Source organism: Leptolyngbya sp. UWPOB_LEPTO1 (assembly GCF_017302695.1).
GTDB classification, from domain to species: domain Bacteria; phylum Cyanobacteriota; class Cyanobacteriia; order Leptolyngbyales; family Leptolyngbyaceae; genus Leptolyngbya; species Leptolyngbya boryana.
In genome coordinates this window covers 12,615-38,576 of the sequence record NZ_JAFLCJ010000039.1, presented here as the reverse complement: position 1 = coordinate 38,576, position 25,962 = coordinate 12,615, and the positions used below count along the sequence as shown (strand labels likewise).

The following is a 25,962-nucleotide window of genomic DNA, read 5'->3' as shown; positions in this document are numbered from 1 at the left end:
ACTATACACTAACGATTGGGCGTGTTCAACGATGGTTTCCATAACCGTCTCATTTTTATTTCTACGCCCTTTCTTTCAGATTTTGTTGCGTTTGGCAAGCCTTATTGAGAATGGTGCAAGATCTCAGATATCTTAATTCGACCACTTAATGGGTAAAGTCATTGGAAGAAGTCGCCTAAGATCAAAAAATAGTCCAGATGATGAGTCTGGACTATCTAATCTGCACTCTACCAATTCTGCGCTATCAATTTAGCTGGTAGATTCCAGTGGACGGGTCAGCACAGGCTCATTGGTCGTCTGTATTGTATTTCGCCTGTAACTTGCCTCAATTAAACGTGCTGATAAAATCATTTCTGCAAGCACTCGCTGGAATGCATAAAACCAGCCTCTCCAACCGTCAAATAATCCTTGATGAAGGATTAGGCAATAAAGCAACACAACTAGAGGAGCAAGTACTTTAGTTTGACGAATGCGATCGCCAAAACTGAGGTCGGATTGCGGCGTAGTGAGGAGCTTTTGCACTTCTAGCAAAGCATAACGATCTTGTGCCCAGAGCCAACGGCTAAAGGACTTACGATCGTCATGATAAATGGGACCATTGAGCACACTAGAACAGCCTTCAGCTTTTAATAATTGCGTGTGACCATCATCAACGTAAACCGCTTTAGATTTGCGAAAAAGAGCTTCACGGGGAGGCAGTAGCGTTTTACGTAACGGTTTGCCAAACACACAGTATTTGAAGGGCAAGAAATAACTGTCGAACTCCGAATCGGTTGATAGAGCCGCCATTTCTGCTGTGAGTTCTTCACTCAAACAATAGTCAGCATCGAGAGATAAAACCCATTCTGTCTGCACTTGTTCTAACCCATAGTTCCATTGATTCGCATGGGTATCGAAGGAGCGCTGAAATAGCTCGACTTGAGGATACTTTGCCAGAATTTGTAGCGTTTCGTCTTGGCTGTAACTGTCAACAACGATAATCCGCTTCGCCCATTTCAAGCGTTGTAACGTGCGATCGATGTTATCTGCTTCGTTGTAGGTCAAAATTACGGGCGTAATCGCGTCAAGCATCGTTGATGAAGCCGGAATAGAAGAGGGTTGAACAAAGGTTTGATAGTGGTGAATAAGTTGCTGAATTGTCGATTGCCAGGTGAATTGCGATCGCACAAGTTGACCAGCTCGTTCGCCCATACTCTGAGCTATCCGAGGAGTTGTAAGGCAAGTTTGTATCGCGTGAGCAAGCTCACTAGGGGATTGGGACGCGACCCATCCCAATTGTTCGCTGTGTACTAAATCCGCTAATGCTACCTCTGGAGTAATCAAGACTGGAAGCCCTGCTGCCATCGCTTCGAGTACGGCAATGCCAAAGTTTTCAGAATGAGAAGGTAACGCAAAGAGATCAGATCCTTGAAGGAGTAGATGTTTGCGATCGCCACTTACAAATCCGACGCAATGGGTGCGATCTTGAATCCTTGCGGCTTGTAATTGTTGGTGCAGTTCTGCCTCATACTCTGGCGTTCCTCTGCCTGCAACGACAAATTGAAATCGCTGGTCTGATAATTGACCTAAAGCAGCAATCAAAGCATCCAAGCCTTTTTTAGGATGCAAGCGAGACAGGAAAAGAATCACAGGATCTTCAGCGGGAAGATTTAGCCAATCCCGCAGTTGCGTCTTAGCGTCAGGTCTAGAAGGAGGTAATGTTAAGCCGTGGGGCAAGACAAAGCTAGAAAAAGCGAGTCCTGATGCTGTAGCTTCCTGTTGCTCTTGGGTTGAGGTGAAGTGTAAAGCATTTGCCTGCTGAATCTCTTGTTGAATCAGGCGGAGATAAAGCTGCTTTTTCTGAGCCCCTTGTTGAAGTGACCACTGAGCAAGAGAACCTAAAGGACGAATAATATAAGGAACTTTAGCTAGATTCGCGATCTTCATCGCGATCGCAGAAGGATAAGAGAACACAGCATGAATATGCAGCAAATCATACTCGCGAATGTGTTGCCAGAGCCAAAGTGTCAATGAAAAGGAAAAGGTAAACTCTCGAATGGAAGTCAGCGCAGGCGAAAAGCGAGAAAAAAATTGAACGGGAACCGTCTTGTCGGCTTCCGTTGCACTGATTGGATAGTCAATCCACTGATTTAAGGGAACTTGCAGTAATCCATCTCCATCATCGTTTGTTGTCGCAATGACGGCATCAATGCCTTGTTGTCGCAATTCCCAAACCATTTCGAGAACTGCATGACTTGGTCCTCCCCGAATCAGAGAAACTGAAGGAATGATATGAAGAATTTTCATTCACGTGCCTCGTAAGTCATATAAAACCATTAAGTTGGCTGAAGTAGATGAGTCTTTTGCACAATCGGAGAGGTTTGCATCAGGTGTGCTAGTCGATGTTGAAAGGCAGCCATTCCGAAGGTCTGAATCGCTTTTTCTCGAAGTGCATGGGGTTGATACAACAGCGGATTAGGGTAGTGCCTTTGTAAAATCTGGATGAGTGTTTCTGCTAACAATGGCACATCATCTGGATTGAGAATTGCACCTAAGCGTCCCTGGTCTAGGGCATCCATTGCTCCATCCATTCCGCCCACAACGGGTTTGCCCGATGCCATTGCTTCTAGATAAACAATCCCAAAGCCTTCCAATTTGCTCGGCATTGCAAAGACATCACACAGGTTATAGTAGTTCGGGAGTTCCTCATCGGACACAAATCCGGCTAATGTCACACAGTTTTGAAGTTGTTTAGACTGGATCAGGTTTTCCAGGCGCTCTCGATCGTTCCCTTTGCCCACGATTAGATAATGCACATTGGGAACCGCCTTCTGAATCAACGGTAAAGCGTGTAAGACCTGATCATAGCTATGAAATGATTCTTCTGCAGCTAAACGGTTGACCGTGAGAATGATGGGTTGGTCAGGACTTAACCCATAACGCTGTAGCAGATCAGTTGGCTTTTGCGCAATCCGAAACCGACTTGCATCAAAGGTATTGGGCAAAATCTGCACTCGTTCAGGATTAATTCTGCCATTTTCTAATAAGCGATCGCGAGTATAGTTGCTCACTGCTAGAATGCGATCGGCATGAGATAACGCTTGAAGAACGTGAGGGCGATCAATGGCCCAAGCTTCAAACCCATGTGCGATCGTCCAGTAAGGAACTCTCGCAATTTGCTTCAGTTGGTAAGCTGCTACGGTGAAATTGAGATGAGTCGTCAGCACTAAATCTGGCATTTGCCATAATCCTGATGCTAACACCTGTGCTCCAAAGGCGGGGGTTCTTAATTTCAAAGGAAAATGCCCGCAGTAGTGGAATTGGGTTTGTTCTGAATCAATCGGCTCATGGAGGCAATCGTGCATCAGAAACGTATGGCACTGCATCTGAGGATAAAGATCCTGCAAGGCTGCTAATAGGAATTGGGAAAAAACCTGAATTCCACCTTTGAAATCAAATAAACCGGGAGCCCAGAAATGTAAGAGCGACCGAGAAGAATGCAGTGAAGAAGCGCTCATATTGAACTCAAAAAAGACAGAAGGTAATACCGAAGGGAATTGCTCTAAACGGATTTGTTCTGGCTGTAAAGATTCAGTTCTTTATTGATGCCTGAGGATTCCAGAAAGCTAAGTGGAAGAAGCTTTAAGCTAGTACGGTTGACGAATGCAAGCATTGATAGAACACCTATCACACTACTCCAACCCCAAGCACTGACGAGTAGATAATTTGCACCTAAACCAGACCACAGCACCAAGCTGTAAATTGTCCAGACCACTATTGATTGAGACAGATTTAAGCGCAGTAGCCGATGATGAATATGGCGTTGATCTGGGAAGAAAATAGACCTGCGGTTCATAATGCGAGCTAGCATGACCAGCACCATATCCACAATGGGTACAGCAAGGACAATGTAAGGAACGGCATTTGCTATAAATCCTGAATTGTTCATGCTTAACAGCCCAATTCCAGCTAGCATGCCCCCCATAAAAAACGAACCCCCATCTCCCATATAGAGTTGAGCAGGTTTGCGGTTATATTGCCAAAAACCGAGAGCGGCTCCTGCTAGTGATAAAGCTAGAATCAATACAGGCATGTCTTGATGTTGCCAAGCGAGTAGCGCAAACATCGCCGCGGCGATCGCTGTCATTCCGGTTGCCAATCCATCCATGCCATCCATCCAATTAATGGCGTTTGCTACACCTGCCAACCACAAAAAGGTGATGGGAAAGCTCAACATTCCCAACGGTACTGTCCCAACCAGAGGAATAGGTAGCGTGTGAATTTGAACGCCCATCAGCCAGACGACGGCGACAACAATTGCCTGTAAGAGCAACCGCCAATAGGGCGAAAGCTGCCAGCGATCGTCAGCAAACCCAATCCCAAAAAAACCGACACTTGCCAGTAACACTCCCATCACTGGCAACCACTCTTGAGATGTGGATGGAATACTGAGAGCTAGGCTCAAGCCACAGGAGAGCAATGTTCCCAGAAGAATTGCCAAACCACCGACCCGCACCATCGGGATTTGGTGAAGCTTCCGGGCATCAGGCTGATCTAAAATCCCCCACTGAGATCCTAAGCGTTTAACAAATGGCGTGATCAGTAACACGAAGCAAAGAGAAAAGGAGAAACTCAGAAGAACAATCATCGTGAAGACTCAAGCAATTTGATTGATAGTTCCAATTTGCGTTTCGGACGTTGACGATGAAGTTTACGAATAGGATTGCTGAATGTATAACTTATGTTCATCCTCAGGCTTTGATAGAATCCCAAGTTGAGACAATGCCTGTCTGAGTCCTGTCGTCACTTGCGAATAGCTATAGTGTTGAATCTTGTGCAAGCTTTGTTCACCCTGTTGGATAAGAAGATTACGATCGCTCAAAGCTTCCTGCAAGCAACGCTTCAATGCCCCTGTATCTCCTGCTGGAAAGATCCAGCCGTTTTGCCCTTGCTCTACCAGATCAATTGCACATCCCACATGATTGCTTACGATAATGGGTTTCGCTAGACACATTGCTTCATTCACTGCCAAGCCCCACGTTTCGCCACCTCCATAGCTGGGTAAAACGAACACATCTGCGATCGCATAAGTGCGTGGCATCAAACTCTGATTTTGAAAGGGAGCAAAGAAAACATGATCGTGGGAAGCAGCTCGTGATCGCAGTTCGGGTTCTAATGCTCCTGAACCAACCAAGAGTAGAGAAGTATTTGGTAATTTTGCTTCTAAAAAAGCCTCTAGCAAATCATTAGGACGTTTTTTCGGAATCAGTTTACCTGCAAATAAGATCACACGGTGGTGAGATGGAATTCCCAATTCTTGTTTCCATTGTTGAGCTTGTTCGTGTGCAGTGGCATGTTCGCTGCTAAAGCGCTCATTGTCGATCGCATGAGGAGAAAAGAATAAGCGATCGCTAGGCACACCGTGAGCGCGAAAATAGTCATAATTCGCCTGCCCTACATAAAGCACTCCATCAAATCGGCGAAAGACTTGGCGAATCCACTGTTGCCGCAACCACGCTTTTAAGCCCCGTTCGGGAACTAAGCGGTGAGAGTCTCCACGAAAGAGAATCGGAGTATCGTGCCAGCTTGCCAAGAACTGATAGAGGCTGACATAGTTATAGTTCATCAAGAGCACCACATCCGGTGCATAGGCTCTAACTCGGGAATTGAGTGTCGGATTGTAGAGTCCCCAGAAATGATGAGTACCCGGACTTGAACTTATGTTTGGGACAAATTCATGGTCATAGCCTCTGAGGAGAGGAATATCCCACTGAATCGCTTGTTGGAAGCCATGATCTGCTTTTTGAGTAATACCAAAATCCCAAAGATAAAACACTCGAATCGAGAGATCAGACAATGCTGCAAGATAACGAAACCACGGAGCATAATACTGAATTGGATGAGAAGTGATGATGGCTAGTTTTTTCATGGTAAAGGATGGTCAATATCTTTAAGGTTTCTGTTGAGGCAGAGGTTGATCTAAGTACTGAAGGAGATATTGTCGCTCCTGCTCATTGAGCGATTGCAACCTCGATAACAATGAAGCTTCACTCGATTGATATTTTTCAGGTGGGCGGAGGCGATACCGTTTCATCAGGACTAGGCGCATTCCAATTAAAGGCATCGAGGATTGCTGGAGAGTCGCTGAGTACACGCCTGCTGTCCATTCAGTCGATGCCAGAGCAAAACTAATGACTAAAATGCAAAACAATGTCCGAAAAGAAAATGTGGGAGCGTCAATTCCTACACGAGTTACGAATCCGTAGAAGGAGCCAAGAATACCACCGATTAGCAACGCCCCTATAAACCCAAAATTGGCATAAGCTTCTGGCAAAAGTCCCCAGGCAATTACGGTCTTAAACGTCTCTTGATAGGTTTGACGTTTTACATGCACATTTAACATGTGCGTTCCTTCATGACTGCGAATCTTATTCGGACTCAAAAAGCGAGGTAACATTAACTGTGGAATGATGGCATAGGTTGCACCATTCATGTAAGGATACAGCCGTGGAATTTTATTCTGCGCCATTAATAGCATGTGAATCACACTAGAGCGTTCGACAAACGATTCCTTTTTTTCTTTCGGTGGATCCCAGCGTTGAGGTTTGGCAAAGAGTTCACCTTGAGAATGTCCCAGCCACTCTTGAAACCAGGCAGCATATTCCCACGGCTGAACATGACGGGGAGGACCGTTCCAGTATTGATGGCGCATTGGGTGCTTGCCATAGTGCAAGGGGATAATGCAGACTAAGCCGATGATTAATGCAAGCAGAGGTAACTTACGCCCACCGATCACATAAGCGACAATGCTCATCAGAAAGAGAGTCAGAGCGGTTTTGAGAATCAAAGTCGCAGCACTGGTCAAAATAATCGCAGCAATCAGAAAAAAGAGTAAGCTATTTCTAAATTTAGACAAATCCCCCCTACCACTGCGATAGCACAGGACAAAAACTCCTAATGTGCTGAGTCCTAAAATAATTCCTCGCACCAACGAAAACAAACTACCAGGAATACTAAACCAAGCCCCTAAAAAGTACATATTGAAGAGTAGCTGAACACCTAGCATCCAGAAAAAGAAGGTTTCAGCACCTTTAGCGGGCAGTGCAAGAATTGGCTGGCTATTTTGGTTTGGCGCTTTGACAAATTGCCACCAGATAAACGTACCGCAGCCTAAGAAGGTAACAGTTGTCATGCTGGCATATAGGTGATCCGCTGGCGAATACATGAGCACATTAGGATTTGAGCTCAGCAGTGGGAGGCAAAATGTCCATAGGTAGGTCAGGGTAAAAAATGGGAAAATCGGCATCCCACGCACCTTTCCCGCGCACCATAGATACATGGGAAACATGCAGGCAATTCCGATGAAGACTGCTCCTAATGCGGTAGCTGGCGCAACCTGTCGCAGTGCCTTAAAGTTCGCCATGACGAGTGCGCCAATGCCGATCCAGAAGACGATCTTCATCTGATTTTTTTGCTGGACTTGTGCCATTCTCAGATTACTCTCCGCTATGTAGCTCTATGCCGCTGCGCGCTGCACGGTTTGCTCAAATACTTCGCAGAGCTGGCGTGTCATTTCTCTTGCTGTGTAGGGACGAAAGGCATCCCAGCAGGTCGGTGGTTGATAGTAGCGAGGTAATTTGAGTAATTCGTTTAAACAAACTGCCATTTCCGAGCAGCGGGTGACTGGATCAATATCTTGGGCAAAGGTTACGACCTGTCCAGCCTGACACTGATTCAGAATATTAACTACAGAACTTTGTTCATGGAAGATGGCTAGAATGGGTTTCTTTGCCAAAATGCAGGGATAAAGTTTTGAAGCAGTATAGCTAGGATCGTCGGAGCCAATCATCAGGATGGCATCACTGTCTACAAGTAACTGTTGTGCTTCAAAGTAAGGAATGCGACGAGTATGTTCAGTTACCAGATCTGCAACGTCGTATTCTTGAGCGATCGCTTCAACCGTTTTGACTGCCAGGTGATCCGGCGCGTAGCTTGTCCCCACAAAGTGCAACTGAACGTCTTGCCATAGCTCCGGACAACTTTGACGCGAAGTTTGAATTCCTAAGAACAGAATACGAAGGGCTGTTGCCATGTCTGCTCCCCCACGCCCGACGTAAACCCAATGTTTCTTGCCATCATTGGGATCAAAAATCGATTGGCGAATGTTGAGTTGGGGTAGTTGGGCAAAGTCATGCTCCGGCGCACCGAAGGGCAATACGGTGAACTGATCTGACTGGAGCCAAGGATAGCGTTGTTGGAGGATTTGTGGATAGGTGGGAGAAACACTAATGATGTGATTCACAGTTTGCATCGCTTGGGGTTCACAGAGGCGAGCTAAAAACTGGGTCATACCATACTTGAGCCATCCACCAGGAGGCTTGTCTTGTTGTTTTTTTGGATTGCCGCTCAGGTGGTAATCGCTACGCCACGGATCTTGAAAGTCGAGCACATAAGGAATACCAAAGCGATGATGCCAGCGTTTTCCCAGCGTCATGACTGGAAAAATAGTTGTAGAGAAGAATACTAAATCGAAGGCTTTAGTTTCCAGAAGGCGATCGCCCTGCTGCTGAAAATAGGGTAAACAACGCCAGCCCACATTCCCGAGTGCAATCCAACTTGTATGTTGTCGCTGTAAGGCTTCGGTACGGACAATCGGTAAGTCAGTGGGCAATGCCTCAGCTAATTTTGGATCAACGGGATGAGGAACATGATGGGGTTGAACTGCGAGAATTTCTGCTTCCCAACCCAATGCACTTAAATAAGGCAAAGCCACCCGAATCCGTTGATGATCGGGGGCATTTGTCGGGGGAAAGTGGGGACTGACGATCAGAACTCGTCGCCGTGGAGATTGACTGACTGTAGAATCGGAAGGGCTACGATCGCTGATCTGCATAGTGAATTGAACAATAGCATTCTTCATTCCACTATCCGTAGGCTTTGCTTGCGATCGATATTGCGATCGCGTATACGCAAATGTCTTCGTCTATTTACTGTTTCGCTTGACTGATTTGTAATTGGGATTGCTGCCATCGTTTAGCGAGACGCTTCCACCAGCGATTTTGCTTTAACGCTTCGCGAGCAATACTCCAATCAATGAGGCTTTCATTGACATCATGATAGCCCCTCTGTTCATCAGGAATGTTACCCGTCTCGATGCGTTGAATCAGTTCTGGTAAGCGATCGTAAAAATCAGCGCAACGGTAGGGCGGATGCAGCGACCACATGCCTTGCTCCTGCCCTAGAAATTCCACCCGCAGTAGCCCTTGCTTTGCCATCATTTTGCTCAAAATATCCTCAGGCAAGCGATAAGGAGGATTGCCTTCTAAAATGGCTTTTATAAAACCCCAAGGTGCAGCATAAGGCAACGGCAAAGCCCCAATCTGCTGCCGGAAACGAGCACGATCGAATAGAAAATAGCGAGTACTCATCTCATCGAGTTGAAACGCGAGAGAAGAGTAGGGGAATCGGTGTGCAGATTGGGAGTACAGCGTTTCACTACCCGAGGGTGCACCCGGTAAAGGCCCACAGACTAACACGTTGGGATGGTTTTGCAGAAACTGGATTGCCTCTTGAATCCAGGTTTGGCTCCCGCCCCCAAACATTAGATCCGAATCAATATGAAAAACATAGTCATGACTCGCAGAATAAAGACCATAGAAATATGAATAGAATGGCCCTCCTCGAAAGTCCTTAGCAGGAATCAACTGATCACCAAAGAATGCCTGACTCACGGCTGAGATCGCTTCAGGAGAATAATCGACTGTCAGCGATCGCACATGGGTATATTGCTGACAGCATTCCTGAATTAAAGCTTCAATCTTAGGCAGTCGCTCTTCCCAACCTTCGGAAAATCTGCCAATACTACGATGTAAATCCAACGTAAGTAGAACTTCATCAACTTGCCCCGCAAATTGGCGAAGTTGGTGCGGCAAGATGTGACAAGCATGAAGCCAATCGCTTGGCGCGAGATTGATTTGAAGAGTAATGTTGGACATAAGAGAATCGTTATACGGTTGGAGAAGATTGAGACAGTGAAGTACACCCTGGTTGTGCCGCATTTTTTTCAGAGTTGTGCTCTGGGCGAATCGCGACTTCTGCTTGACGAACTAGTTTAGGGGCTTGGGTCTCCCAGGCGAGAGCCATACTGGCTTGGACAGCCGCTTCTTTTGCGATCGCTAATTGTTCGGGCTGCTGTACCCATTGATTAATTGCAGTAGCGAGCGCGATCGTGTCATCGCTAGGAATCAGATGTCCGGCTTGAGAAACATGGCGTAATATTTCTTGCTGTCCGGCAGTATCCGTTGCGATGACAGCGAGTCCCGCTTGTAGATATTGAAAGAGTTTATTGGTGACAGTAAGATCACGACTGGGAATCGTGCTGGTTTCTAGGGCAAGACCGATATCATGCTCAGCAATTCGAGCGGGTAACAAATGGTTGGCAACCGTATCATGAATCCAGATGCGATCTTGCCATCCGTCAGGAATATTGGCTTTCAGCCAGTCTCGATACACCGCAGGGCAATTTCCTCGCAAATGGATGTCTACGGTTGCTTTCAAATGAGGGAGCGCTGCGAGTAAAGTTTCTAGCCCCCGTCCAGGCCCAATAGTTTGAGAAAACCAATGCAAGGAGGGGTTCTGTAAATTCTCTCGATCGTGATATTGCAGCTGATTTGGAAGGTGTTCTCCGCAAGGAAACGAGTTATAAATCACGACGGGCGGAGCACTTTGATACGCATTCGCGATCGCAGTTGCCATTGCTTGAGAAGGAGCTAAGCAGTAAGTACAGTGGCGAGCTAACTCTGCTTCTAAAGCTCGAACCCAAGCAATTGGACGACTTGCTCTCGCGGATGGCAGGAGATCTTCCGAAAACCAATCTTCAAAGTCAACGCCAACAGTATAGCTCTGCTGTCGCAATTGCTGAGCAACCCAAAGTCCGACTTCCGAGTGAACGATCGTGAGATCTGCTCGATGGGTTTTGGCAAACTGCAACATTGCTTTTGCTCCATATCCCAGCAGGTCTGGTAATGCGATCGCCGTTTTTTGAAACAATTCTCGCGCTAGCTTCGCTTGTAAGCGCATTCTTAAACGTTGAAGCTTTTGTGCGAACGTCACACCGCGAAAATCCACAATCGGATGAAACGACCAGGATTTGCCTGAGAGCAATTGTCGATCTCGATCGGCAAACTTGTCATCAAACCACATCCCCGCAATCATTACCTCATGACCTGCTGCCGCTAAAGCATCAGCTTCTTTCTGAGGACGAGGAGCATTACACAAATGTCCACTAATTAAAATCAGAATTCGAGCCATGATTACGATACAGAGGGTTGAGTGATAGCGGTAGAATTGCGTTTCTGAAGACGATAACCGCTTTGATAAAGCAATTGTTGAATCCATTTCGCCATTCGCCAACCCATCAAGCTAGATAAGCGCTGAAACATTGGGCTGCCTGTTGGCTTTAACGGCGTACCGCCGAGGTTTTGTACCTGCTGTTGTGCCTGTTGCCGCAGAATGGGAACAGCAGGATAAGTTTCGTAGATAAACCGTTGGAACAAAGTTGCACAGACTTCACGGGTACGAGAGCTATCTTCATAGTGCAAAATCTGCTGGCTGCATTGTTCGATCACTCGATAAGCTGAAGCATAAGCAGCATCAGATTTCCAATCGCTCAAACTGCCTGGAATACCAGAGCGATAATAGCTTTTTGCTTCAGCACAAAACTTGACAAATCGACTGGCTAAAACCACTCGGCAGAAGTATTCCCCATCATCATTGAGGGATAAAGTTTCATCCCACAACCCAGCGGCTTCGGCAATCGATCGAGGCACAAGCCATGCAGCCGGATGCATCATCCAATGCCCATTCCAGGCACAAACTAACCAATCAACGGGTTCCATGTCTTGCCACAAGGGTTCGGGCTTAAAGGTTGCGGTAGCGGGATCGCGATAAAACCGTGCCCAGCTCCCAGAAGCAATGCAGTTTGGTGGGCTTGTTTGCAAGAGTTTGAGTTGCTGCTCAATTTTGTCAGGAGCGATTAGATCATCAGCATCCAGGAATTGAATATAATCTCCCTGCGCGAGACGGAGAGCATGATTACGGGCGGCGGCGGCTCCTTGATTGGCTTGAGTCAGAACACGAACTTTGCTACTCGCAAATGTTTTTGCAATCTCTAACGTACGATCGCTTGAGCCATCATCCACAATGATAATTTCAGTATCTGACCAAGTTTGCTCAAGAGCAGATTGAATCGTTTGAGCAATCCAATCCGCAGCATTGTAAGCAGGAATTAGAATAGAAACTAAGGATGACATAAGCGTTTTATCAATCAGAGTGAATTTATAGCAAAGTAGCTCTTGAGAAGATCAAGCAACTTTAGTAGGGACAATTTGCTGCCAGCCATAGCGGAAATACCAGAACTTTGAGTCTGCAACATAATGGTGCATCACCGCTTGAGGAGTCTGCACTTCAGATCGGTTGGGCATCAATACATACTCTTTCTCAGGAGCGATCTCATTTGGAAAGCGTGCGATGAGCATTGCAGTCAATGCTTGTTCTTGATAGTAGTTCGTGCCTTCTGTGTCGATCAACGTTTTGCACCAATATTCTAGTTCCTCCCAGTCGATCGATGTGCTATTGAGTCCACAAATTCCAACATTCACCCGATCCGGAATAGCTGCTCTTGCTAATTGAGTCATCAATGCATCGGAATATCCGTATGCATTATCAATATCTACCATGTAGCAAGGATTTTCGGGAGCTTTTAGCCAATCGAGCAGAAAATCGGGACGACGGAAAAACAGCATGTCTGAATCTAAAACGAGCTTCCAGCCCTGAGAACCTGCATGGATATCTGTAAGTTTCCGCAGGTTGAAGTATTCTAGTCGGCGCGATCTCAACGTAGGAAATGTTTGTGTCGGTAATGCTTGATCTAGTTGATCTTCAATGATTTCAGTATCAATAATTTCTGCATCAGGAAAGATGCGCCGAATTTCATCCTGGAAGGGCTGGCTTAAGGTACCATCATTATAAATAACTGGTCTAAAATAAACTCCCGATCGAGTAACCATGGAATAGGCACAAAAACAAGTTTGATACCAAAAACGACGACCGCTGAGGAAGTAGAGTTTGTCTGGATTACTGCTAGGCGTAAGAGGCGGCAAATGATAAGCAGTGCGTTCCATTTGAGCCTGAGCACGACCATCACCCCAGCGGCGAATGGGATCTCGCTTCAGCGATCTCTGTATCATTCCTTTAGGAACATAGTATGACCAATACAGAACTCGTCCCAGTTGCAGGTTTTTTGCAACGCTAGAAATACTATTGTGGATAAGCTGTGTCGATTGATTCATTGGCTCTACTCTGCTAAACCTTCATATAAGCCACAGGCTCCACGCCAACGGACATAAGCTGCTGCATTCCGCCAAGCTTGATAAGCAAGGAACGCTTTGAGTTTGCGGAGCATTACGGTCCAAGGCTGAATCCTTTGCCATGCCTCAATTCTATGTACTCTCAAGACTTGCACCCAGGATCGAGTTGAGGCGTAGTTCAATCGTGCTAAATATTCCTTATTTAATCGGCTCGCTGCAATTATATGGATAATCTTCAATTCGGGAAAATAGCCGACTTGCCAACCTTGCTCCAAAATCGTCAACACAATATCGTTATCTTCGCCAGAGGTCAGTTGCTGGCCTGTACGACCGAATGATAATCGTTGTTGATCCGTGAGCACACGTTCTGCATAGATCTGAAATGCAGATTGCCGAATTGCTAAGCCAATGCCTGCTGGAGCAAAGTCTGGATAAGCATTCGGTCCCTCTGAATCAAAAGCTTGGCTGATCAAGGACTGTTCTCCAAAGTCTCGAAGTGCTAACATCTTGTAAAATTCAACCATCCAAGATTCGGGAGCAATTTCAAAGTCTGGTATAGATTTTCCTCCGATCGCTCCCAACCCTGGGTACTGCTGAAAAATTTGGTGGACTTGCGCTAGGTAGTCCGGTTCCAACACATTGTCGTCATCAACAAACACAAGAACTTCGCTCTTGGCTGCTTGATAGCCACATAAGCGGGCAGCAGTCAGTCCCGTCTTTTTCTCACGAATAATGCGTCCTAGAGGATGCCAACTCAAATTCCATGTTGAAGATAGAGGGATCTGGCTTGCATTATCAATTATGAGCAGTTCCCAATCTGTGAGGGGGAGTGTTTGTCGTTGCAGCGCGTCGAGAACTCGTTGCAAATATTGCTCACGAGGATTGTGAGTACAAATAACCACACTAATTAGGGACATACCTGAATTAATTATTAGAACTAGTTTTAGTGTTGCTGCAATGAATTTGCGATCGTGTTTACGAAAGCAGGCTAACCGTTGTCATTACTGTATAAGTTTCAGTTGCGTTGAAAAAGTAGACGATATATCAGGACAATGCAGCTTTTGCGATCGTGTCAATCAGTCGTCATCTAGAGCAAAGCCAGAGGAAATTAAGCTTTCCTACCCTGCTATTTTAGCGACACAATTTTGAGGCTCAAACCAAGAGGAGACCCGTACATAATTAAGTTCAAATACGCAGGTGATATACAGTCGCGATCAACGACGACTCTAGTTAAGACTATTTAGAATACTGAGCAGTAATTTCTTTGAGCTTTTATTTTTTGATTCCGTACTCCTGACTTTCTAAATCAAAAGATTCAACGAGTATTCAGTCGTTCATCAAAGCGGTCGCAGCAGGCTAGTAGATGATTGGAGCAGAGTAAGTATCAATCTGGATGTTGATCTACTGAAGGGCCAAGCTGTAAGAAATACTGAGAATACGTAGAAGCTTATCCAAAACATTACATACGAATCCTGCTTATTTCGGAAGCTGAAGAGCTCCAATTTGTTTACATTAGAAATACGACAACGATATAGCACTGATGATCAAACGGTCATAGAGCTTGAGGTTCTTCCCGAAACCCGAGCATGAGAGTCTCAGTGATCGTGCCTTCATTGAAGTGCTATGTCTTGATGTTGTCTTCTGATGCTGAAGGGAAATAAGACTGTGGTGAAAAACTGGATTGGCTCCGCGATCGTGATATCTAACTTGCTCCTAGCAACTACGGGAGTTTTTAGCCCAAAAGCTGTTGCAGGAACAATGACTGAGATTCAGCTCTCAGGTACCGTGGAGCCAGCTCTCAAGCTCGTTGCGACCTCAACTCCAATCAGCTCAGTGCAAGTGCTTAGCAATATCTCTCTAGCTGACCAGCAAATGCAACAAGTCGCTCAATTAGCGATTTCAACCAATAGTGAGCAGGAATATGACCTCAAAGTAACGGCGAGTATCCTAACAAATGCGGAGGGTAAAACTATTCCTGTTCAAGTCATTCTCGTGAAGCCCGGTGCAGAACCAACGAGCGTTCAGCCATCAGCAACCTCGAACCTTGAAAACCATGCTGGAACTAATATCGTAGTCAGCGAAACACAGAACTTGTTGGTGCAGTACGAGTCTACTCCGCCACAAAAGTCTGAGGTTTACAGCGGCACTATTTCTCTTCTGCTTCTCAATCGATAATCAGAAGAAGTCTTGAGCTAAAAATCACTCAATAAAAATTCTGCTTGATGGATAAGATTTTGTCAGTGGGGGAGTAGAGGAAGGGGGAGATTGCCTGCTATCAGGCTCAACCAAATATAATTTTGCTGATTATGAAAATAGTGTGATAGTTGTCTTTTCTGTATAACTTTCTGGATGCTTAGGCGGCTTCTGTTAAAAGATTTACCCAGGCTTTAGAATAGTCCTCATTCTCTCAGAAATCTAGGAACAATCGGGTGGACAGAATCGATGAGCGCACACAAGACCCCATCGTCACTGCCTATCAGGTTGAGGATCTTCGATTAGCAGCGTCCAAAATGCGTGGGGCAGAACGACGGAGCTTTCAGGCAGAGATGGCGCTGAAATATTGCGAGGGAAGCGCCCGCATTGCAGAGCGAGTGTTTGGCTGGGGACGAGTGAATGTGGAAACTGGGCTAGGGGAACGTCGCACTGGACTGGTGTGTATCAGCGCGCAAGTAGGCAATAGTGGGGCGAAACGCTGGGAAGAAAAGTATCCCGAAGTTGCTTCAGCGTTGCAGCAGATCGCGGAAGATGACGCTCAACAAGACCCGACGTTTAAGACGACGATTGCTTACACGCGATTAACGGCACAAGCGGCGATTGCTCAACTGCGAGAACAAGGGTTTGGGGAGGAGCAATTGCCTGCACCCAGCACGATGGCAGTGATCTTGAATCGGATGGGTTATCGATTGAAGCCCGTGGTCAAAGCCATTCCCCAAAAAAACTGCCCGAAACCGATGCGATCTTCGACAACATCAAAGCTAAAGATCGCAAAAGTGAAAACGGTAGCATCAAACGATTGAGTCTGGATTGCAAAGCCACGGTGAACATTGGCAAGTATTCTCGTGGCGGGCAAACCAGAGGCAATCCTCAAGCACTTGACCACGATATGGGATGCGAGGAAACGTACATTCCTTGTGGGATTGTGGATGAAGATAGTGGACAACTGCATCTCTACTTTGGCAGTTCGCATAAAACCAGTGATTTCATCGTCGATACCCTTCAAGATTGGTGGAGTCGCTTGACCCTCAAGCAACAGAGACTGACCGAACGCTTGCAACTCAAAGTCGATAATGGACCAGAGAGTAGTGGGATTCGCACTCAGTTTCTCAACCGCATGGTCGAATTTGCAGACCAGATTGGCATATCCATTCAACTGCTCTACTATCCGCCCTACCATAGCAAGTACAATCCCATTGAACGCTGTTGGGGCATCCTCGAACAGCACTGGAATGGAACTCAACTGACCACGGTGCAAACGATGCTCGCTTGGGCAGAAAGTATGACTTGGAAAGGCATTCATCCCATCGTGGCGTTGAACACCAACCCTGATCCAAAAGGCATTGCACTTTCCAAAGTTGAGATGCGTGAGGTTGAGTGCAGATTAGAACGCAATCCAGACCTACCGAAATGGGATATCTTAATTCGACCACTTAATGGGTAAAGTCATTGGAAGAAGTCGCCTAACTGCCCATGATGACCCGACTCGGAATTCGGGAGGTCAAAGCTGGGAACAGGGCTGAATCAGACGCTAATTGCAAGCGACACTGCGGCTAACAGAGAGTTCCGAACGGTGAAACAGAGCCTAGAAAAGCAACTTATCAAGACCCGGACGCAATCCTAAGCCCGAGGTTGTCAGAGATTAGTATCCCGCCGCATTTTTTCTACGATAGCGGCATGAGTCAGGGGTTCTGACAGTTGAAGTGGCTCCACCTAACCGGGACAACTATCTTTTGAGAGGAACGAATAAAAACGAATCTAGGGTCTGTGGAAGGTCGAATCCACAGTAGACCAGACGAGTGGATTAACTCCTTGGATTCGGGTAGGACAAGGCGTAATTGCCTTGAGGCATTCAGAAAACACCAAACGGAGTAGAGCATGATTGGACGCAGTAGCAATACGAGCGAATTATGGAAGAATTTACCGTGGAAGAAATTCCGCCGTAACTTATTTCGCCTACAATGTCGCGTGTTCAAAGCAGTTATGAACGGGGACAAGCGGAAAGCACGGTTCCTTCAGAAACTGATCCTGAGATCTCAAGCTGCAAGATTGCTTGCTATCCGGCAAGTCACTCAACTCAATGCTGGTAAGAAAACAGCGGGAATTGACGGCAAAGCGCTCCTTAGCTTTGAAGAACTGTTGGGTGACAATCATATTGGCCAAGTGACAATTACATAGTCCAGTATCGAGATTAACTTTTAGACCGACATCGAGATCAAGAATGAGATTGATTTGAGACTAGTGTCTCCCGTCAATTACATTGGCACATTTAGAGCATCAATTTTCTCCTCCTTTTTGCTACAAAATTCAACTTCAAATCAATGGAATCAGGTAGTGTTCGCATCCAAGTTGAAAGTAAGGTGTAGATGATCACGTTTCCAAACGACAACTAAAAATGCTGTACTACTCGGATGGACTGAAGATGGACTCAAGCTGAGTAGTACAGGGACAAAAAAGCAGCACAAATTGTCAAACTGAATCGTTGAAATCCAGGCTGGACGGAAGAACTTCTGCACTTTTAAGCAGAGCCTCAAGGTAAAGTGAGTTCAGGATACGAGTGCTGAATTAAGTCGTGTGAGTGCGTGAGATTGCGGCTTGTTTGCGAAAACTCTCGGCTTGCATTTCGAGAATGGTCGCGTGATGGACTAAGCGATCTATGGCAGCGACCGTCATCATCGAGTCCGTAAAGATGCTATCCCACTGGCTGAAAGGTTGATTGGCTGTAATCAGTAGACTGCGCCGTTCATAGCGATGAGCAATCAACTCAAACAGCACCGAGGTTTCCGCCTCTGACTTTTTGACATAGCCCAAGTCGTCAATGATCAGCAGATCGTACTTATCGAGTTTGACAAGAAAAGCAGGTAATTGCAGTTGTAGTTTTGCTTGCTGAAGTTGCTGAACGAGCGTGGTGGCAGGCAGGAACTTCACCCATTTGCCCAACTCTATCATGGAACGCCCTAGTGCCGAACTGACATGTGTTTTCCCAGTTCCACTCGGTCCAAAGATGAGGATATTGGAGGCAGTTTGCAACCAACTGGTCGATTCGGCAAATTGCATCACCACTGCCGGATTGAGACTAGGAACATGAGCGAACTCAAAATTAGACCAGGATTTTCCGCAAGGCAATTGCGCTTCGGTGAGCGCGCGGGCAATCCGAGCCTGGTCGCGACGGGAGGCTTCCCCTTCGGCGAGTGCTAAGAGGAATTGAGCGTAGCTCCAATTCTCCTGAGTGGCTTGATGTTCGACCGTCTGCCAATCGGACAGGAAGTGGCTCAACTTGAGGCGTTTGAGCACCGTCGTCAGGGTTTGGTAGGGACTCAACTGGGACTGGGGATTGTTTCTGTGTTTGGAAGAGTTGGTCATAGCTCGATAGTGCGTGTTGCATTGAAGCAACTTCGGGAACAGGTAGGGATTTCATCAGATTGAATCGATGTTGGAGACGAGAGAGGGTGAATGTACCGGCTGCAAGCTCAGTTTTGAGATAGTTCGCCACTTCGACTTCTCGGTCTTGAGTGGCTGCAATGTACAAGGCCTCAACCATCCAACGAGCAGCAGTATCGGGATCAGTGCCGCGTTTCATCTGTTGCCAGAGTTCGCGCCAGTCGGCATCGGGCAGTAAGTCTTCCTGCCATTGGCAGTGCAGAAATGCTCTGGGTTTTCGACGCAGACTCTCGACGATATGGCGATAGTTGATGCAGCGCGCCCGTCGAATCGTTGCACTGCCATGGACATGAAGACGAGGCAACACAACGACTTGAGTCGTGCCGACAAAGCCCGCAATCTGGTCGTGATAGAGATGTAATGTCAGTTGCTGCCCAATCAGTCGAGACGGCACACTGTAAAGAATGCAACGCACACTGATGGTACTGTGGGCACTGACTCGACTACTTAAAACCTCATAATCCGCCGTCCGATATTGCGGTAAGCTTTGCAAAGTGGAACGTTCCAACTCAAATTTTTGCTGGCACTTGGCATTGAGCTTTGCTATCACTGATTCGATGAACGCCTGATACTGAGCGACACTCTCAAAATCAAAGCTGCCTCGACGGTACAGCGCCTGACACAATCGGCGTTTGAAGTACCCATGAGACGACTCGATGGAACCGTTTTCATGAGCCACGCCTGGGTTGTTTCGAGTCGGTTGCATCCGGTAGTGGTCACAGATCGCGGCATACATTTGCGTCAATTGCGGATTGCGGCTACCCGTGTTGCGATATGCCGCACTGAGACTATCGGTGCGATGTTGCTGGGGCACTCCTCCACAGGCAAACAGCACATTTTGTAAGCCTTGGGATAAGCCCACAAAGCTCTCCCCACCCTGAATTACCTGCACATATTGCCACCCACTAAACGCCAGTCGATAGTGATACAAAATGTGCTGAAACGCTTGTCCTCTGACTGTTACGGTGACACCCTTGAGGTGCGTAAAGTCAGACAGTCCTAGGACTCCCGGAGAATGCTGAATCTTGAACATCACTTCTTTCGGTTTCCCGTGTTGAGCTTTCCAATCTTTGACCCGTCGTTCTACGGTTCTCAGTTTGTCGTCATATTGTCCGGGATATAACTCTTGCAGCGTTTCAAACAACGTGATGGGGTGTAGGCGAGGTTCTCGTTCTAGCATCGGCAGCAAGTCTGCTTCCCAATGCCCATCGAGTGGGTCTTTGCGGGTTTTCCAATCTCTCGGTCGTCCGCGTTTGGGTCGATGCGTCCCATTTTCAATCCGCTGGGCGGTACGTCTTGAAATCCCAGCTTTGGCTGCCGAGGTTTGTCGGGAATGTCCCGATTGTTTCGCGTTCATGTACAGTTGAACCTGTTGATATTTTATTGATACGGGCACTAGGAAGTCTCGAATTGCAAGTTTGGACGCATCCTAGTGTCTTTTCTTTGAAGATCTCGTTGGATCAAGATTGCTGAATCAAGCTGCTCGATCTGATCCGGTTTGCAAATGAGAAGGTGTTCTCTTATTTGGAAAATTTGGGGTGGGCAACGTAATTGTCAGTTGAGCCAATACAATTGTCGCGCCATAGTATTCCTCCCGGTATTTGGTATAAAGCTCTTTGGAGACAGTTGTAACTGATACTGTGAAGTCTTGCGCCGCATGAATAACAGCGGTGGGGTCAGGGTCGTAAAATGGTGACATTAAAGGTCCCCCATCCAAAGTGGCTCTTGCAACTTTAGTAGAACGTAAAATGTCTGCTCTTGCGGTGTTAGCTTCTAAAACTTCTTCTTGGAAATTCAACATCTTCGGTTCTCCAATCAAAAACTATGCTTGTAGCATTTAGCAACTCAACTGAAGAAGTTGCTTGCCTTACAGCAGGCTACATTTTTATTTCAAGCCAAGAATCTGAGTATGCTGAAAATTGCAGCTCCGTGAAGGCTAGGTTAGGCAGAGATAACGAATTGTTTGCGTCTTGCCTTATCTCGTCATCAAGAATTGCACTTGTCTTTACACTGCTAGCTCTTTGCTCGTAACTCAAGTGAGTTAGTTTCGTAGACGCATTTAGGAGTGGCAGTCTACTTGTCTCTAACAGTGTTCTAGATGGCGATGCCCTGTTTGGTGAACTGTGAAGGAGCTAGGTTTTAAGATTCAGGTGATGAATTTTCTAGCTCAATTACATCTTAAATTTTTCAGTTTTATTGGCAAGTGGGTTACTGCGACAACTACATAGTTACCTGGAGGAAAAGAATTAAGTAATACTTGCAGGTTCAGAGGTATATAAAGAAACTATTAAACCTTAAGGTTTGGCTATGCAGAATCAGTATTTTTTCAGGATGAGACAGATATTCAGAAGCTGATTGAAGCGAAAAAAGAGGCAAGATCCGGGCTGTCTCTACGGATAGATGAAGAGTGAGGAATATTACTGTTAGCTGAAGCTTGACGTTTTCAATTTGCCAGCATGAAGCCCTCAATCTGGTCGCTCCCAATTTTATTTTTCCTGGTTGCCTGTTCTGCTCCGTCCCAAAATACCGCGTTGCCTTCGGCTAGTGAAACTACCGCTCCCTCACCTTCCGCATCTCCCTCATCACTTCCAACGCCTGTTACCCCTTCCCCGACTCCCTCGATCGAGAAACCGAGTCCGACCGTTCCATCCTTAAGCGCTCAAGCAACACTCACCGCTCAAGATCCAAACGCTCAAATCAATGTCCGTGAAGATGCAAGTCCTCGATCGACTGCTCAGCATTATGGAGTTGTGGGCGATGTCGTTCAAGTTTTGGGCGAGAAACAAGGCGATGACGGTCAGACCTGGTATCAAGTCAAATTCCCATCTGGGGCAATAGGTTGGGTGAATGGTCAATTTGTCGCGATCGCTGGAAAGAGTTCAACAGAACGATCATCACCAGCCGTCTCACCTTCTCCCACTTCTGAAGGGCTGACCCCACTTCGAGAACCTGTGTCTGGAAGTTGTGAATGTCCTTACGATACCGATAAACGAGGTCGAAGCTGTGGGCGAAGATCAGCTTATTCTCGTCCGGGTGGGGCTGCACCTGCTTGTTATAAATAGCGATCGCTCTCAATTTTGGAGAAATCTAGCATTGAGTTACCATACGCTTATTACGTCAAATCCTTGTTCAGAGCTATATGCAATCAGGCAGTGAGAACAATATTAACGTTCAATTGGTCGAATCTCTTGTCCAGGCGATTCGATCGCTCTCTCCTGCTGAGCAAGTCTTGTTAGAAGAGAAGCTATGGGCATCAATCCATGAACCTTCCACTTTGGAATTAATGCAACTTGCTGAACAGGGTGGATCGTTTGATTTTTGGCACGATGAACCGGATCTGTACACGCTAGAAGATGGCGAACCCATCAAATAATGACATTGCAGTGCATAATCCGCTTATTCTCGTCCGGATGGGGCTGCATCTGCTTGCGCCTCGAACACGTCAGTAAGATCTAACCCACTGGCGAAGTCCTGAGGGATATTGACTGAGAAGTTAAACCTGGAGATCGCGTTGAGTGTGTGAATAGTGCAGACAAATCGGTGCAACTCAAGATTATCGCTGGGAAAATTGAGCCGACTGATGACGAATTAATTCTTCCATTGAGGTTGCATATTGCTGAGTTGACTCAAGAATCTGAAATTGATCTACTCGTACCGTTCGAGAAGAATTTGAGCGGGCGTTTAGTGCAGCTAACGAAACGCAGAAGTGTTGGCAAAAGTGCAAAACCGCAACCCCAGAAGAACTGGATAAGTTGTTGGGAAATGGACAAGCTGCAACGACAATTCGAGGCGATGGATGGGTATGGGCTAGAAACTCGGATTGAGAAAATTCTGCCTGAAATGGGATTCGATCCCGATGATGGCGATCGTTTAGTTAGCGCGTTCAGTGGCGGCTGGCAGATGCGGATGAGTTTGGGCAAGATTCTCCTCCAATCGCCTGATCTCTTACTCCTTGACGAGCCGACCAACCATTTGGACTTAGAAACGATCGAATGGTTAGAAAACTATCTCAAAGACCTTTCTACTCCAATGGTGATTGTGTCGCACGACCGGGAATTTCTCGATCGACTCTGCACCCAAATCGTGGAAACTGAGCGCGGTGTATCGACTACGTATCTCGGCAATTACTCTGCTTACTTGCAGCAGAAGCAGGAACAGCGAGACGCACAAATGAGCGCCTTTGAGCGGCAGCAGAAAGAGTTGGAGAAACAACAGGCATTTGTCGATCGCTTTCGGGCCAGTGCCACTCGCAGCACGCAGGCAAAGAGCCGCGAAAAACAACTCGATAAAATCGAGCGGATCGAAGCGCCCGATTCTGATGTGAGAACGCTACATTTTCGGTTTCCGCCTGCTCCCCGCAGCGGACGTGAAGTGGTGATCATTGAAGATCTCACGCATATGTATGGCGACAAAATTCTGTTCTTAGGCGCAGAGTTGCTGATTGAACGTGGGGATCATATTGCCATTCTGGGGCCCAACGGAGCCGGGAAATCAACCCTGCTGCATCTCATGACTGGAAGCGAACAGCCCGTTGAAGGCACTATTAAGTTAGGGGATCACAACGTGATTCCCAGTTATTTCGAGCAAAATCAGGCGGAAGCGCTGGATTTGAATAAAAGCAGGTATTTGTTGATCCTGCATTTAATGGATTTGAGAGAACCCTGATCCCTCCGCTCGCATTTGTGACGTTTACCCAATACGGTCCTTCACTTTCCGTCAAGGTCGCATTTGAGGCGCAAAACTTCAACAAAATTTTAGGAGAAGTGATCTCGCCTCATAGATTGCGGCAACTGCACACGGCTGAAACTGAGAAGTATGCTCATGTGACTTACTTTTTCAACGGGGGGTTAGAGAAGCCTTTCTCAGGAGAAGATCGTGAGTTAGTTCCGAGTCCGATGGTGCTGACTTACGATAAAAAGCCTGCGATGTCGGCGGAAAAATTTGAATAAAACCGTTGCCGATACGATTCACGATGAAGTCCCAGACTGGAGAAATGAGGAAGTTCGCACACATTTAGGACGATTTCTGTTTAGTAGTGATACCGTTTTCAAAAAAGTCGAATCACTCAGCGGAGGAGAAAAGGCGCGGTTGGCATTAGCAAAAATGCTGCTCAAACCCGCTAATTTGCTGATTCTGGATGAGCCAACCAATCACTTAGATATTCCGGCTAAAGAAATGTTAGAAGAAGCGATTCAAAATTATGAGGGCAGTGTCGTTATTGTGTTGCACGATCGCTACTTTATCTCTCGAACTGCCAACAAAATTGTCGAGATTCGAGACGGCGAACTCCGCTTGTACCGGGGCGATTACCACTATTACCTGGATAAAATCTCTGAAGAGAAAGAGAAAGTCAGATTAGCGGCGATCGATGCTGAAAAAGAAGCAAAAGCTGCCGAAAAATGCACCAAGCAGAAAGAAAAGGAAAAAGCGAAAAAAGCTCAAAGAAGCGCGTAATTTCCAGAAAAAACCGCTAATATTCAAATCGTTAGAATTCGAGAAAACGATTTGGATCAACCCAACAATTGATTACAAATCGCTGGGTTTTCTGAGTAGTTTTCCCGGCAAGATTTAAGAAGCAAATCAACCCATTAAGTGATTCTTAACAAAAAAGTGAAGTTGATTTTTATGGGTTAGGGGAAAGCGAAGGATTACATATCGGATGCTATACATAACAAAAGCAGCTACGAGACTTAGAACCCCCTGTAGCTGCCTTTAATCGATCAATTAAGCCACCAAAAGGAGGTAACTTTCTCATGTCAAATTCTAAATCAGTTCAGTCAGTTTCAGCAATCGTAGAAGTGCCTGTAACTTCTACGATCGATTTGACCAACCCTACAATGATCAAACTCATTGAGCAGGGTGGGACAGTCGTAACGGTTTTTCTCGGTTGCGTTTTTCTCTACTTACTGATTGAGTTGATCAAAGTGGCGAAAGATGATTAGTGCAAACTCATGATCCATTCTGCGGGTCTGGTGATTCTTGCACTTGAAAAAGCCACAGATTCTTATGAAATGTGGCTTTCACCCCGTTTTGTGAACTGTTCTCCAAACTCACTTGCTCTCTTTGCAACATTTATCCTTCAAATGTTTCACAGTATTTTTTAGCAACCCTGCATAAACCCAAACTTGCGAACGTGTATCTCCTCAGAAGCTCGAAACCACTGAAAAGCCCAGGAGAAACAACATGCTACGTCAACTCATTTCCGCCTCTGCTTTAATGCTTGCAACCGTCCCCGCAATCTCGATGTCTGCGATCGCTGCCTCTGCTCCTAGAGTCACCGTCTTTAATCAAGGTGGATATGTTGCCGACTACCAGATTACCTATAGCATCAATGGACAACGCAAAGACTTCAAAGTTCCTGGACTCGTAGTTGGTAGCAAACGAACCGTAACATTGCCACTTGGAAGCCAAAACATTACAGTTCGAGGTCAAATGCAAACCGGGTTGTTCTGGGAGCCGAGACGAGAAATTTTCAACCAACCTGCTAATAATGGAAGCTGCTTTAAGACATTCGGCACAATCTTCAGAGGAGAGTGGTCACGCGACTGTACGGCTGATTTCTAGTCAAAAAGTTGCGCTATCTCATCAAACAAGCCACAATCCATCGCGGTTGTGGCTTTTGTTCAGTTTGTCCGGCGAACTGTTCACTAAGCGCTTTTCCGAATATCCGGTCTACCAAAATCCACCCCTACCGGATTACAGCTAGGGAAGTTCACCGCATCTTCGTCCAAGAATCCAGCGTTGCCTTCGGCTAAGCGAAGCTTTCCGCCATTTCGATCACCGCTTCAACGGGATAGCCAAGCTGAGCAGCACAAGTCAGCAGCCTTAATCTAATCTTTTCTGGAAGAGTTGCCATCAGAGCTTGAGCAGCTTCGGGTGTGAGGTGTTCAGCTTGGGGCTGCATGATCAATTTCTCCTACTTGATAAGACTGTTATAGCGTGGAGAGGCTACGCGATGGAA

23 protein-coding genes and 2 pseudogenes are annotated in these 25,962 nt (G+C 46.4%); 10 read left to right on the top strand and 15 right to left on the bottom strand.

Features of this window, described 5'->3' with window-relative positions:
- Nucleotides 1-249: 249 nt before the first annotated feature.
- From J0L70_RS30230 to J0L70_RS30180, 11 genes are all read right to left on the bottom strand, one after another.
- Entirely contained in the window at nucleotides 250-2,286 is a 2,037-nt protein-coding gene (locus J0L70_RS30230; RefSeq protein ID WP_287457057.1) for a glycosyltransferase, read from the bottom strand.
- Nucleotides 2,287-2,315: 29 nt separating this feature from the next.
- Nucleotides 2,316-3,497: a glycosyltransferase gene (locus J0L70_RS30225; RefSeq protein WP_287457056.1), complete on the bottom strand. Its 1,182-nt coding sequence runs from the start codon at nucleotides 3,495-3,497 to the stop codon at nucleotides 2,316-2,318.
- Nucleotides 3,498-3,541: 44 nt separating this feature from the next.
- Nucleotides 3,542-4,588, bottom strand: coding sequence for a glycosyltransferase family 4 protein (locus J0L70_RS30220; protein WP_287457055.1), 1,047 nt, complete (start codon nucleotides 4,586-4,588; stop codon nucleotides 3,542-3,544).
- Between the two features lie 102 nt (nucleotides 4,589-4,690).
- Entirely contained in the window at nucleotides 4,691-5,908 is a 1,218-nt protein-coding gene (locus tag J0L70_RS30215; protein WP_287457054.1) for a glycosyltransferase family 4 protein, read from the bottom strand.
- A 21-nt stretch (nucleotides 5,909-5,929) separates the two neighbouring features.
- Nucleotides 5,930-7,468 (bottom strand): hypothetical protein, encoded by a 1,539-nt coding sequence (locus tag J0L70_RS30210; RefSeq protein WP_287457053.1) that lies wholly within the window; start codon nucleotides 7,466-7,468, stop codon nucleotides 5,930-5,932.
- A gap of 27 nt (nucleotides 7,469-7,495) precedes the next feature.
- Nucleotides 7,496-8,899: a glycosyltransferase family protein gene (locus tag J0L70_RS30205; RefSeq protein WP_287457052.1), complete on the bottom strand. Its 1,404-nt coding sequence runs from the start codon at nucleotides 8,897-8,899 to the stop codon at nucleotides 7,496-7,498.
- 67 nt (nucleotides 8,900-8,966) lie between these two features.
- Nucleotides 8,967-9,974 (bottom strand): glycosyltransferase family protein, encoded by a 1,008-nt coding sequence (locus J0L70_RS30200; protein WP_190649219.1) that lies wholly within the window; start codon nucleotides 9,972-9,974, stop codon nucleotides 8,967-8,969.
- Nucleotides 9,975-9,984: 10 nt separating this feature from the next.
- Nucleotides 9,985-11,289: a glycosyltransferase gene (locus J0L70_RS30195; RefSeq protein WP_287457051.1), complete on the bottom strand. Its 1,305-nt coding sequence runs from the start codon at nucleotides 11,287-11,289 to the stop codon at nucleotides 9,985-9,987.
- A gap of 2 nt (nucleotides 11,290-11,291) precedes the next feature.
- The gene (locus J0L70_RS30190; RefSeq protein ID WP_190649215.1) at nucleotides 11,292-12,290 is read right to left on the bottom strand and encodes a glycosyltransferase family 2 protein; all 999 of its coding nucleotides are present in this window, start codon (nucleotides 12,288-12,290) and stop codon (nucleotides 11,292-11,294) included.
- A 51-nt stretch (nucleotides 12,291-12,341) separates the two neighbouring features.
- The gene (locus J0L70_RS30185) at nucleotides 12,342-13,328 is read right to left on the bottom strand and encodes a hypothetical protein (RefSeq protein ID WP_287457049.1); all 987 of its coding nucleotides are present in this window, start codon (nucleotides 13,326-13,328) and stop codon (nucleotides 12,342-12,344) included.
- Between the two features lie 5 nt (nucleotides 13,329-13,333).
- Nucleotides 13,334-14,263 (bottom strand): glycosyltransferase, encoded by a 930-nt coding sequence (locus J0L70_RS30180; RefSeq protein WP_190649212.1) that lies wholly within the window; start codon nucleotides 14,261-14,263, stop codon nucleotides 13,334-13,336.
- A gap of 748 nt (nucleotides 14,264-15,011) precedes the next feature.
- Here J0L70_RS30180 and J0L70_RS30175 point away from each other — a divergent pair.
- The 3 genes and pseudogenes from J0L70_RS30175 (at nucleotide 15,012) to J0L70_RS30160 (ending at nucleotide 17,738) form a co-directional block, all read left to right on the top strand.
- Nucleotides 15,012-15,521 carry a hypothetical protein gene (locus J0L70_RS30175; protein ID WP_287457048.1) on the top strand — a complete coding sequence of 170 codons (510 nt, stop codon included), beginning with the start codon at nucleotides 15,012-15,014 and terminating at the stop codon, nucleotides 15,519-15,521.
- A gap of 335 nt (nucleotides 15,522-15,856) precedes the next feature.
- Nucleotides 15,857-17,004, top strand: a pseudogene (locus J0L70_RS32085) (ISAzo13 family transposase).
- Nucleotides 17,005-17,438: 434 nt separating this feature from the next.
- Entirely contained in the window at nucleotides 17,439-17,738 is a 300-nt protein-coding gene (locus J0L70_RS30160; protein ID WP_287457045.1) for a reverse transcriptase N-terminal domain-containing protein, read from the top strand.
- 387 nt (nucleotides 17,739-18,125) lie between these two features.
- Here J0L70_RS30160 and istB read toward each other — a convergent pair whose 3' ends face one another.
- The 3 genes and pseudogenes from istB to J0L70_RS30145 form a co-directional block, all read right to left on the bottom strand.
- Nucleotides 18,126-18,923: an IS21-like element helper ATPase IstB gene (istB, locus tag J0L70_RS30155; RefSeq protein ID WP_268242768.1), complete on the bottom strand. Its 798-nt coding sequence runs from the start codon at nucleotides 18,921-18,923 to the stop codon at nucleotides 18,126-18,128.
- Nucleotides 18,924-19,302: 379 nt separating this feature from the next.
- Nucleotides 19,303-20,358: pseudogene (istA, locus tag J0L70_RS30150) on the bottom strand (IS21 family transposase); the annotation flags it as partial.
- A gap of 117 nt (nucleotides 20,359-20,475) precedes the next feature.
- Nucleotides 20,476-20,802, bottom strand: a complete 327-nt coding sequence (locus J0L70_RS30145; RefSeq protein ID WP_287457044.1) for a hypothetical protein — start codon at nucleotides 20,800-20,802, stop codon at nucleotides 20,476-20,478.
- A gap of 655 nt (nucleotides 20,803-21,457) precedes the next feature.
- Between J0L70_RS30145 and J0L70_RS30140 the strand changes: the two genes are divergently transcribed.
- From J0L70_RS30140 to J0L70_RS30110, 7 genes are all read left to right on the top strand, one after another.
- On the top strand, nucleotides 21,458-22,063 hold the full coding sequence (locus J0L70_RS30140) for an SH3 domain-containing protein (protein ID WP_287457043.1): 606 nt from the start codon (nucleotides 21,458-21,460) through the stop codon (nucleotides 22,061-22,063).
- A 77-nt stretch (nucleotides 22,064-22,140) separates the two neighbouring features.
- Entirely contained in the window at nucleotides 22,141-22,374 is a 234-nt protein-coding gene (locus tag J0L70_RS30135) for a hypothetical protein (protein ID WP_287457042.1), read from the top strand.
- Nucleotides 22,375-22,520: 146 nt separating this feature from the next.
- Entirely contained in the window at nucleotides 22,521-23,666 is a 1,146-nt protein-coding gene (locus J0L70_RS30130; protein ID WP_353736681.1) for an ABC-F family ATP-binding cassette domain-containing protein, read from the top strand.
- 17 nt (nucleotides 23,667-23,683) lie between these two features.
- Nucleotides 23,684-23,950 (top strand): hypothetical protein, encoded by a 267-nt coding sequence (locus J0L70_RS30125; protein WP_353736680.1) that lies wholly within the window; start codon nucleotides 23,684-23,686, stop codon nucleotides 23,948-23,950.
- On the top strand, nucleotides 23,943-24,455 hold the full coding sequence (locus J0L70_RS30120; protein WP_353736679.1) for an ATP-binding cassette domain-containing protein: 513 nt from the start codon (nucleotides 23,943-23,945) through the stop codon (nucleotides 24,453-24,455). The genes J0L70_RS30125 and J0L70_RS30120 overlap by 8 nt, the downstream gene beginning before the upstream one ends.
- Nucleotides 24,456-24,754: 299 nt before the next feature.
- Nucleotides 24,755-24,943: a hypothetical protein gene (locus J0L70_RS30115; protein ID WP_287457041.1), complete on the top strand. Its 189-nt coding sequence runs from the start codon at nucleotides 24,755-24,757 to the stop codon at nucleotides 24,941-24,943.
- Between the two features lie 241 nt (nucleotides 24,944-25,184).
- On the top strand, nucleotides 25,185-25,565 hold the full coding sequence (locus J0L70_RS30110; protein WP_287457040.1) for a thiol-activated cytolysin C-terminal domain-containing protein: 381 nt from the start codon (nucleotides 25,185-25,187) through the stop codon (nucleotides 25,563-25,565).
- 187 nt (nucleotides 25,566-25,752) lie between these two features.
- Here the strand turns inward: J0L70_RS30110 and J0L70_RS30105 are convergent, their stop codons facing one another.
- Nucleotides 25,753-25,905 (bottom strand): hypothetical protein, encoded by a 153-nt coding sequence (locus J0L70_RS30105; protein WP_287457039.1) that lies wholly within the window; start codon nucleotides 25,903-25,905, stop codon nucleotides 25,753-25,755.
- Between the last annotated feature and the right edge of the window lie 57 nt (nucleotides 25,906-25,962).

Bases quoted from the DNA above. Each gene is read 5' to 3' on its own strand.
- J0L70_RS30200 (WP_190649219.1), bottom strand. From the start codon at position 9,974: ATGTCCAACATTACTCTTCAAATCAATCTCGCGCCAAGCGATTGGCTT.
- J0L70_RS30140 (WP_287457043.1), top strand. From the start codon at position 21,458: ATGAAGCCCTCAATCTGGTCGCTCCCAATTTTATTTTTCCTGGTTGCC.
- J0L70_RS30185 (WP_287457049.1), bottom strand. From the start codon at position 13,328: ATGAATCAATCGACACAGCTTATCCACAATAGTATTTCTAGCGTTGCA.
- istB (WP_268242768.1), bottom strand. From the start codon at position 18,923: ATGACCAACTCTTCCAAACACAGAAACAATCCCCAGTCCCAGTTGAGT.
- J0L70_RS30225 (WP_287457056.1), bottom strand. From the start codon at position 3,497: ATGAGCGCTTCTTCACTGCATTCTTCTCGGTCGCTCTTACATTTCTGG.
- J0L70_RS30160 (WP_287457045.1), top strand. From the start codon at position 17,439: ATGATTGGACGCAGTAGCAATACGAGCGAATTATGGAAGAATTTACCG.
- J0L70_RS30135 (WP_287457042.1), top strand. From the start codon at position 22,141: ATGCAATCAGGCAGTGAGAACAATATTAACGTTCAATTGGTCGAATCT.
- J0L70_RS30205 (WP_287457052.1), bottom strand. From the start codon at position 8,899: ATGAAGAATGCTATTGTTCAATTCACTATGCAGATCAGCGATCGTAGC.
- J0L70_RS30145 (WP_287457044.1), bottom strand. From the start codon at position 20,802: ATGTTGAATTTCCAAGAAGAAGTTTTAGAAGCTAACACCGCAAGAGCA.
- J0L70_RS30105 (WP_287457039.1), bottom strand. From the start codon at position 25,905: ATGCAGCCCCAAGCTGAACACCTCACACCCGAAGCTGCTCAAGCTCTG.
- J0L70_RS30110 (WP_287457040.1), top strand. From the start codon at position 25,185: ATGCTACGTCAACTCATTTCCGCCTCTGCTTTAATGCTTGCAACCGTC.
- J0L70_RS30230 (WP_287457057.1), bottom strand. From the start codon at position 2,286: ATGAAAATTCTTCATATCATTCCTTCAGTTTCTCTGATTCGGGGAGGA.
- J0L70_RS30215 (WP_287457054.1), bottom strand. From the start codon at position 5,908: ATGAAAAAACTAGCCATCATCACTTCTCATCCAATTCAGTATTATGCT.
- J0L70_RS30195 (WP_287457051.1), bottom strand. From the start codon at position 11,289: ATGGCTCGAATTCTGATTTTAATTAGTGGACATTTGTGTAATGCTCCT.
- J0L70_RS30180 (WP_190649212.1), bottom strand. From the start codon at position 14,263: ATGTCCCTAATTAGTGTGGTTATTTGTACTCACAATCCTCGTGAGCAA.
- J0L70_RS30210 (WP_287457053.1), bottom strand. From the start codon at position 7,468: ATGGCACAAGTCCAGCAAAAAAATCAGATGAAGATCGTCTTCTGGATC.
- J0L70_RS30190 (WP_190649215.1), bottom strand. From the start codon at position 12,290: ATGTCATCCTTAGTTTCTATTCTAATTCCTGCTTACAATGCTGCGGAT.
- J0L70_RS30115 (WP_287457041.1), top strand. From the start codon at position 24,755: ATGTCAAATTCTAAATCAGTTCAGTCAGTTTCAGCAATCGTAGAAGTG.